Source organism: Nocardiopsis tropica, from assembly GCF_042660575.1.
Lineage (GTDB): Bacteria > Actinomycetota > Actinomycetes > Streptosporangiales > Streptosporangiaceae > Nocardiopsis > Nocardiopsis tropica.
Map to the genome: position 1 here is coordinate 1 of NZ_JBHSUF010000052.1, position 2,757 is coordinate 2,757.

General features: G+C 69.4%; 1 protein-coding gene. It reads right to left on the reverse strand.

What is annotated here, in order from left to right; translation table 11 throughout:
* The coding region (locus tag ACFQBR_RS33510) for a helix-turn-helix transcriptional regulator (RefSeq protein WP_378554977.1) at positions 1 to 2,683 on the reverse strand (2,683 nt) is incomplete at its 3' end.
* Positions 2,684 to 2,757 lie beyond the last annotated feature (74 nt).

Below are 2,757 nucleotides of genomic sequence, written 5' to 3' on the forward strand. Positions count from 1 at the left end.
GGGCGCGAACACTCTCGCCCATACCGGCCCCGGGGACCTGGTCCTGGTCACTGCCACTCCAGAGGGCAGGCGCCGGAACACCGCCGGAGTGGTGGGGTGCGTCGGGGAGTTGTTCGGGGTCGTTGTCGTCGCTGTCGGGGTCGTCGACGCCCACCGGGAACACGCGGATGCCTTTGACTGTCTGGCGTCCGATGGCATCGAGATCACGGAGGCCGTAACCGGGATCGGCAAGGTCGACGACGGCCTCCCCGACCGTGAAGGGCTGCTCCGCGAACTTGGTGTCCTTGCCCCCGGCGGTGAGCGCCGAGAGATCCAGGGACGTGGGGGGATTGCCGTTCCACGGATCATCAGGATCAGCCGGGACCGGCTCCTGCGTGCGCGCCGCCGGTGCAGGACCGTAGAAGTCATCGTCCAGGTCATCGGCGGGGCCGGGGGTGTCGTTTCCCTGGTGGTCGGCGGGCGGGAACCCCTGCCGGGTGCGGTTTCCCGAGCGGGTGCCGTGGCTGCCGGTGGAGCGGCCCGTGGAGTCACCCGTGGTTCGGGCACCGCTGTTTCCGTTTCCCGGCTGCGCGGACGGTGCCGTGGCGGAACCGTGGTCGCGGCCTGTCGGAGGTGCGGGCGGGTCGTCGTCGCGGGGGCCGCCCCCGTGGCGGGCGGGGGGATGGTCGTCGGCGTCGTAGAGGTCGTCGTCGCTGTCCGAGGAATCCTCTCTGTCCGAGTCGTCGTCGGTGTCGTGGGTGGTGGTGCCGTCGTTGTGGGGTTGGGGGGCGGTCGGGGCGAGGCCGGCGGCGACGGCGACGGCGACCGCGTCCCCGGGGTTGTTCAACCCCAGGTCGCGGACAATGCTGCGGATGTGGTCGTCCACCGTCCTCTTCGCCAATCCGTCGCGTGCGACGATCCCGTCCCTGTCCAATCCGGCACCCAGATGGAAGAAGATCTTGTTTTGGGGGTCGCTCAGGGTGGTGATGCGGTCGACGGCCCAGGCGATCTGCTCGGGGGTGAGTTCGGGGGCGGGTGCCACCCGGGTGCGTGCGGCACGGACCGGTGCGACACGGGTGGGAGCCACCCGGGTGCGTGCGGCACGGGTGGGCGCGGCACGGGCCGGTACCGGGCGCAGGGCCGCCACTTCGGCGGCGAGTGCGGGGATCGCCTGGACGGCTTTCATCGCCTCACCACGGTCGAGCACCCCGAGGCGGAGAACGAAATTGCTGGACTGGTGACTGACGGCGGTCGGATCCAGGCGGAGCTGCTCGGCGATCTGGGGGCGTTTCCACTCCGCCACGCGGTAGATGAGGGCCTTGCGCTGATCCGGCTGGAGGAATGGGATACGGATGAGGGCGCGTGCGTGCCGCTCATCGGATGGCAGGTCATCGGGGTCGGTGTCATTGGTGAGCCCGGCTGCAACGGCGACGGCGGCCGCCCCCACGCGGTCGCCCGCCTGCAGACCCAAGGAACGGGGGAGGCGGCTTATGACCCTGGCAAGTCTCTGAGGTGTCCAATGAGGTCGGGCGGTGATCGCCTCGTCGTTGCGCTCGGCCCCCAGGGCGACAAGGATCTCGAACTCGGGGTCGCTCAGGGTGGTTATGCGGGCAATGGCCTGGTTTTTCTGCTCCTCGCTGAGCACGGGAAGTGGTGGGGTCTCCAATTCGGCGGCGAGGGCGGCAGCGCCCGCCTCACCACGACCGAGCACCCCGAGGCGCTTCGAAAGGCGGGCGAGGGATGTGTTGACATAATTGGTGGGGTCGATCGTGTTCGGGATCGAGGAAAGCCGCTTGGCGATGTCGCTGGGTTGCAGCCTATTCGCGTAATGGGCGAGTACCTCGTGCTGTTCCGGGCGCAGGAATCGGATGCGGATGAGGGCGCGTTCGCGCCGCTCGTCGCTTGTCATCGCGCCTGGGTCCTTGTCGTCGGTGAGCCCGGCGGCGACAGCAACGGCGGCCGCCCCCGCGCGGTCGCCCGCCTGCAGACCCAAGGAACGGGTGAGGCGGCTCATCGCAACGGAGAATCCGCGGGACCAACCGGGTCGGTCGAGGATCTCCTTGTCGTTGCGCTCGGCCCCCAGGGCGACGAGAAGGTCGAACTCGCGGTCGTCCAGGGTGGTGATGCGGTCGATGGCCTGGTTTTTCTGCTCGTCGGTGAGCACGGGAAGTGGCGGGGCCTCCAGTTCGGCGAGGCGGGCGACATCGCCCGCCTCACCACGGCCGAGTACCCCGAGGCGGTGCGAAAGGCTGGTGAGGAGGCTGTCGACCGAGCTCTCGTTCGGGGAGACCCGCTTGGCGATGTCGCTGGGTTTCAGCCTCCTCGCGTGATGGGCGAGTACCTCGTGCTGTTCCGGGCGCAGGAATCGGATGCGGATGAGGGCGCGTGTGTGCCGCTCGTCGCTTGTCATCGCGCCTGGATCCTTGTCGTCGGTGAGCCCGGCGGCAACGGCAACCTCGGCGATCCCAGCGCGGTCGCCCGCCTGCAGACCCAGAGCACCGGCCAGGCTGCTCATGACGTTGGTGAATCCGCGGGGTTTCCAACCGAGTCGGGCGATGATCTCCTTGTCGGTGCGTCCTGCTCCCAGGGCGACGAGGACCTCGAACTGGCCGTCGTTCAGTTTCTTGATGCGGTCGGTGACCTGGTCCGTCCCGGCGTCGATCGGTGCGGTGGTCTCGTGCCCGCTGCCACCGGAGGGCCTCACCGATGGGAATACCGGAGGGTCGGCAACGGGACCGGGGTCGGGCCGGTCGGCGGGGCCGGCCGGGAAGGACTCCT